General features: G+C 66.7%; 7 protein-coding genes. 5 read left to right on the top strand and 2 right to left on the bottom strand.

Features of this window, described 5'->3' with window-relative positions; all coding sequences use genetic code 11:
* Nucleotides 1-114 precede the first annotated feature (114 nt).
* Nucleotides 115-1,074, bottom strand: coding sequence for an oligopeptide/dipeptide ABC transporter ATP-binding protein (locus tag Q0K12_RS12105; protein ID WP_297263227.1), 960 nt, complete (start codon nucleotides 1,072-1,074; stop codon nucleotides 115-117).
* Nucleotides 1,071-2,186, bottom strand: a complete 1,116-nt coding sequence (cobT, locus tag Q0K12_RS12110; protein ID WP_297263228.1) for a nicotinate-nucleotide--dimethylbenzimidazole phosphoribosyltransferase — start codon at nucleotides 2,184-2,186, stop codon at nucleotides 1,071-1,073. Before cobT ends, Q0K12_RS12105 begins: the two co-directional genes overlap by 4 nt.
* A gap of 126 nt (nucleotides 2,187-2,312) precedes the next feature.
* Between cobT and Q0K12_RS12115 the strand changes: the two genes are divergently transcribed.
* The 5 genes from Q0K12_RS12115 (at nucleotide 2,313) to Q0K12_RS12135 (ending at nucleotide 5,797) form a co-directional block, all read left to right on the top strand.
* Nucleotides 2,313-3,671 carry a trypsin-like peptidase domain-containing protein gene (locus Q0K12_RS12115; RefSeq protein WP_297263229.1) on the top strand — a complete coding sequence of 453 codons (1,359 nt, stop codon included), beginning with the start codon at nucleotides 2,313-2,315 and terminating at the stop codon, nucleotides 3,669-3,671.
* A 153-nt stretch (nucleotides 3,672-3,824) separates the two neighbouring features.
* On the top strand, nucleotides 3,825-4,013 hold the full coding sequence (locus Q0K12_RS12120; protein ID WP_297263230.1) for a ferredoxin: 189 nt from the start codon (nucleotides 3,825-3,827) through the stop codon (nucleotides 4,011-4,013).
* Between the two features lie 88 nt (nucleotides 4,014-4,101).
* Entirely contained in the window at nucleotides 4,102-4,770 is a 669-nt protein-coding gene (locus Q0K12_RS12125; protein ID WP_297263231.1) for a YkgJ family cysteine cluster protein, read from the top strand.
* Nucleotides 4,771-4,772: 2 nt separating this feature from the next.
* Nucleotides 4,773-5,174 (top strand): hypothetical protein, encoded by a 402-nt coding sequence (locus tag Q0K12_RS12130; RefSeq protein ID WP_297227177.1) that lies wholly within the window; start codon nucleotides 4,773-4,775, stop codon nucleotides 5,172-5,174.
* Nucleotides 5,171-5,797, top strand: coding sequence for a tetratricopeptide repeat protein (locus Q0K12_RS12135; RefSeq protein WP_297263232.1), 627 nt, complete (start codon nucleotides 5,171-5,173; stop codon nucleotides 5,795-5,797). The genes Q0K12_RS12130 and Q0K12_RS12135 overlap by 4 nt, the downstream gene beginning before the upstream one ends.
* The last annotated feature ends 72 nt before the right edge of the window (nucleotides 5,798-5,869 follow it).

The following is a 5,869-nucleotide window of genomic DNA, read 5'->3' on the forward strand; positions in this document are numbered from 1 at the left end:
CGGAGGCCGTGCCCGTTGCGACGAAGGAAGCTACGGGCATCGACAGCAACGCGAGGGGTTCCCCTTCCCCCAAACAAGTAACGAATAGCGCTAACAGGCCCAAAACTACAACGCTCAGACGCTGGGATGATGGCAGCGCACCCGCCAGCCATCCTCGAGCGTCCGCCAGTTCGGGGCCTCGTTCCGGCAGGCATCCGTGGCGCGGGCGCAGCGCGGATGGAAGGTGCAGCCCGGCGGCAGGGCCAGCGGGCTGGGCAGTTCGCCCCCGGCGGGCGCTGCGTTCAGCGACAGGCCGTCCGCCGAGGGCATGGCGGCCACCAGCGCCTGGGTATACGGATGCGCCGGACTGCGCAACAGCCGCTCGCGGGGTCCCTCCTCCACCAGACGGCCAAGATACATGACCGCCACCCGCGGGCACATGAAGCTGACCACCGACAGGTCATGCGAAATGAAGAGATAGGCCGGGCCAAAGTCCTCCTGCACGTCCCGGAGCAGATTGAGCACCTGCGCCTGCACCGAGGCATCCAGCGCCGAGACGGGCTCGTCGCAAATGATGACGTCCGGCCGCGTGATCAGGGCGCGCGCCACAGCGATGCGCTGCCGCTGTCCGCCGGAAAATTCGTGCGGATAACGGCGTTCGAGCCCCGCCAGGCCCACGCGGGAAAACATGTCCGCCACACGGGCCGTTCGCTCGGCCTTGCTCAGGCTCTTGTCCCGGCACAGCGGCTCCTCCACCGACGTCCCCACTCGCCAGCGGGGATTGAGTGAGGAAAAAGGGTCCTGAAAGACCATCTGCACCCGCCCGGCGGCCGTACTGCCCGGCCCGGCCGGGGGCAGCGGCCGCCCGTCGAAGAGCACCTGCCCTTCGCTGGGCGACAGCAGGCCGCAGGCCATGCGCCCCAGCGTGGACTTGCCGCAGCCGGATTCCCCCACAAGGCCGAGGCTCTCCCCGGCCCGCAGGCTCATATCCACACCGGCCACGGCCGTCAACAGGGCCCGCTCCGCCCAGAGGCCGCGCCGCACGGCAAAGCGCCGCCAGACATCACGAAGTTGCAGCAGCGCCCCCCCGCTCATGACAGCGAGCCCTCCGACGAGACCTGCGCGCTGTCGAAGGTCGCCATATCATTATACACGGCGGCGGCGCAGCGCAGCAGATGATAGGCCACGGCCGCGCCCGTGCCTTCGCCGAGCCGCATATCCAGCGAGAGCAGCGGCCCGCCGGCGGCAAGGCGGGAGACCGCGGGCACATGGCCGGGCTCGGCCGAGGCATGCGCCAGGACGGCGTAGTCGGCTAGCGTGGGGCAAATGCGTTCCGCCGCGGCATAGGCCGCGCTGCAGATGAAGCCGTCCACCAGCACGGGCAGACGGCAGGAAGCCGCCCCCAGCATGATGCCGGCCATGACCGCCAGCTCGAAGCCGCCCACGGCCGCCAGCACGACCAGCGGATCGGCCTGGGCATGGGCGGCGGGATCAAGACAGTTGACGGCAAGGGCCGTCCGCACCACCTCCGCCTTGTGGGCGATCATGGCGCTGTCGGCTCCGGCGCCGGGGCCCACGGCCCGCTCCGGCGCGAAGCCCAGCAGAGCGCAATTGACGGCCGCCGCGGCCGTACTGTTGCCGATGCCCATCTCGCCCGTGGCAAAGCAGGCATAGCCTTGCTCCGCCAGCTCGCGCACCAGCCGGATGCCCCGCCGCAGGCCTTCGAGGCAGATCTCCCGCGACATGGCCGGGCCGCGGCTCATGTCCGCCGTACCGTCGCCAAGGCGCAGATCCACAAGCTGCGGATGCGGCGCATAGGGCCCGCCCGCGCAACCGGCATCCACCACGCGCAGGTCCATGCCGGAGGTGCGGCTCAAGACGTTGACGCCCGCGCCGCCCGCGCAGAAATTGGCCACCATCTGCCGGGTCACGATCTGCGGGCAGGGGGAGATTCCCTGCGCCGTCACGCCATGATCCCCGGCAACGGTGAGCATCATGGCCGGACTGACGCGCAGCGGACGGACTTCGGGGCGCATGGCCGCCAGACGCCGGGCCAGCTCCTCAAGCCGCCCCAGGCTGCCGCGCGGTTTGGTGAGCTGATCGATATGCCGCTGCGCGGCCTCGAGCGCCGCCGTTTCCACAGGAACGATCCGCAGGCCGGGAAGGATCTCCTCAAGCCGGGAACAGGAAGAAGTATCGTTGTGCATCGGCCTGTGTTAGCCTTTTGGCGGCAGGGGCGCAAGCGCCCCCCGGCGGACGGCCCTTTACGCCCCTGCCGCAAGAGGCTATGCAGGAACGGCAAACCGGAATGCCTCATTCCGCAAGGAGACCGCATGAACATGAGTTTTCTTTCCCGCCGTGGCGCAGCCGTCCTGTTGTCGGCCTGCCTGCTGGCCTTCTGCTGCGTTGTCCCGGCCTTCGCCATCCCGGACGGCAGTCCGCGCCTGACGCCCGTGGTGCGGGCCGTGCAGCTTGCCGCGCCCGCGGTGGTCAACATCACGAGCACCAGCGTCATCGATGCCGGGCCGCGCTACATGAGCCCGCTGGAACAGTTCTTCGGGCCGGGCTTCCAGGCGTTCGGCAACATGCCGCAGGCCCGGCGGCAAAAGCGGGTCAGCCTCGGTTCCGGCGTCATCGTGGACGGCGGCCGCGGCTATGTGCTCACCAACGCCCACGTCATTTCCGGCGGCGGCGAGGTCACGGTCAACCTGCTGGACGGCCGGGAATTCCCGGCCATCGTCCGGGGGGCGGATCCCGACTTCGACATCGCCGTCCTGGAGATACAGGGCCCGCACAACCTGCCTTCCCTGCAGCCCGCCACAGCCGCCGACCTCCTGCCCGGCGAGACCGTCATCGCCATCGGCAATCCCTTCGGCTTCAACCATACGGTCACCACGGGGGTGGTCTCCGCGCTGGGGCGCTCCATCCGCAGCGAGAGCGGCCTTTTCACCGACCTCATCCAGACGGACGCGGCCATCAACCCCGGCAACAGCGGCGGGCCGCTGCTGGATCTGGAAGGCCGCCTGGTGGGCATCAATACCGCCGTGCACGCCAAGGGCGAGGGCATCGGCTTTGCCATCCCCATCCACAAGGCCCTGCGCGTCATGGACAATCTGATGGATCACGGCCGGCGCGCCCCTCTCTGGCTCGGCCTGCATGTGGAGAATCTGGATCAGCGCATGGCGCAGGCCCTGGGCCTGCGCGAACTGCGCGGCCTGCTCGTGGCCGAGGTCTACGCGAACACGCCGGCGGCCGCCGCCGGACTGGAGCCCGGCGACGTCATCGACAGCATCAACGGCGTCGTGCTCAACGATCGCGGCGACTATCTGAACCTGCTGCGCAACCAGCTTCCCGACGAACAGCTCCGCCTCGTGGTGCAGCGGGCGGGCGGCCGGCAGGAGCTGCGGCTTGCGCCGGTGGAATTCGACGACACCACGGCCCGGCGCATCATGCAGGCCCGCTGGGGCTTCACCCTGCAGGTCTCCGGCGGCAGGCTGGTGGTGGCCTCCGTACAGCCTGACGGCCCGGCCAACTTCCTGCGCCGGGGGGATGTGCTGGCCGGCATCGGCGGCAAGGCCCTGCGCTCGCAGGAAGAGCTTTTGCAAGCCTTCCGGCAGCTGCGCCTTGCCGGACAGGTCCTCCTGCAGGTGGAGCGGGGCGGCCGTCTGTACTACGCGCGCCTGCTGCCGTAGGCGGCGGCCGGCGCAGGGCCGCCCGGCGGGCGAAGCGGGGCGAAAAATGGCCCCTGCCCCTTGACAGGGAACAGGGCGGAAAGCTATCCATGCCAGAGCGGCCGAGGGCCGCAAAAACCGCCGAAACATCCGTTTCAAATCTGGAGGACTCAAATGGGTTACAATGTGACTGTCGATGCTGACAAGTGCGTGGGCTGTGGCGAATGCGTGGACGTGTGCCCCGTGGAAGTTTACGAAATCAAAGACGGCAAGTCCGAGCCTTCCAACGCCGAAGAATGCCTCGGCTGCGAATCCTGCGTGGAAGTGTGCGAACATAGCGCCATCACCGTGGAAGAAAACTAGGCAGTAAGGGGCGCGCCGCGCTCCTCTCCTTTGTGCCGCCGGGCGCTGCCGCGTCTGGCGGCATTTTGCATACCTTCCGGGAAACGCCATGATACCAGATCTCACCCCTATTTTTCAGCAATACGAGGCGCTGCGCGCGCAGGCGGATGCGGTGTTCTCCACCGTCCGCAACCAGTTTCCCCAGTGCGTCGCCTGCAAGGAGGGCTGCAGCGACTGCTGTCACGCTCTTTTCGATCTTTCGCTGGTGGAAGCCATGTACATCAACAGGGCTTTTCAGGAGCATTTCGGTTACGGCCCGGAACGCTCGGCCATCCTGGAGCGCGCCTCCGAGACCGACAGGCAGCTCACCCGTCTGAAACGCGATCTTTTCCGCGAGGAAAAGGCGGGCAAGAGCGCCGAGGACATCATGGCCGAAGCCGCGCGCGTCAAGTCGCGCTGCCCCCTGCTGGGCGATGACGACCGCTGCCTCATGTACGACGCCCGGCCCATCACCTGCCGCATCTACGGCGTGCCCACCTCCATCGCCGGGGAGGGCCATGTGTGCGGCTTTGCCGCCTTTGAGAAAGGGCAGAAATATCCCACCGTCCATCTGGACAGGATCCAGGGCCAGCTTGCCCATCTGAGCCGCGCCATCGCCGATGCCGTGGAAAGCCGCTTCAAGGAGCTGCACGAGGTCTACGTGCCGTTGTCCATGGCGCTGCTGACCCGCTATGACGAAGCCTATCTGGGCATAGGCCCGGCCAGGCGCGAGGACTAGCCATGCCATCCGTACTTGGTTCCATCCCCGCCACGGTCTTCCGTGACGGCACCCCGCAGAAGCTCACCGAAGCCGAAGAACAGCAGAAGCGCGAGATCTACGAAAAGATGAACCCGCGCCGCCGCAAGTTCGTGGACAGGATCGGTTACGACAACTGGGACCCCTTCCAGAAACCCAATGACCCGCTGGACCTGCGCATGGACGTCAGCAAGCGCACCACGCAGCAGCTGGTCCGCGAATTCCTCCAGGAAGCGGGCAAGAAGGGCCACTACAGCAACGACTACGGACGCGGCGCGCTGGAGTGCGCGTTGGGCGTGGTCAACCGGGACGAGAAGTATCTGGGCATCCTGGATTTCTGTCTCTGGTATCATGATCTCCTGAAAAAAGAGGGCCACCTTTCATGAAGAAAAGCTACGACGACATCGACGAATACATCGCCGACCTCAAGGCCGAGATCGAAGCCAACGATCAGTGCGCCACCCACTATTACAATCTGGGCCTGGCCCTGCTGAGCAAGCGCGACTTCGTGGGGGCCGAAGGGGCCTTCCTGGATGCCGTGCGCAATTCCCCGCATCTGGCGGAAGCCTATGTGCAGCTTGGGGGCATCTGCCTGGAGCGCGGCGATCTTGAAGGCTGCCTGCGCTACAATGAAGAGGCCGCCAACTGCCGCGCCAAGTTCCCCGTGCCGTGGAGCAACATCGCCTTCGTGCATCTGCAGCGCGGCGAGCCGGACAAGGCCATCGCGGCCCTGAACAAGGCCCTCAAGTGGGATCCCGACTTCCTGCAGGCCCGCAACGCCCTGGCCACCGCCCATTACATGAAGGCCGAATGGGACATTTGCGAAAAGCTCTGCAAGGAGATCATCGCCAAGGAACCCGCCTTCGCGCCCGCCTGGAACAACCTCGCCCTTGCCCAGTTCGAGCAGGGCAACTATGCCGCCGCGCGGGAATCGGTGAAGGAGGCCCAGCGCCTCGGCTTTGACGTGCCGGAAGGATTTCTGGAAGAACTGAGCCAGAAGGGCGTCTAGGTGTAGAGTGTCAACACGTTGTTCACCCTCCGTTCAGACATGAAGCTGGAGGTTTTCTGCCAAGAGCCGAAT

The organism is uncultured Desulfovibrio sp., assembly GCF_944324525.1.
Classification (GTDB): Bacteria; Desulfobacterota; Desulfovibrionia; order Desulfovibrionales; family Desulfovibrionaceae; genus Desulfovibrio.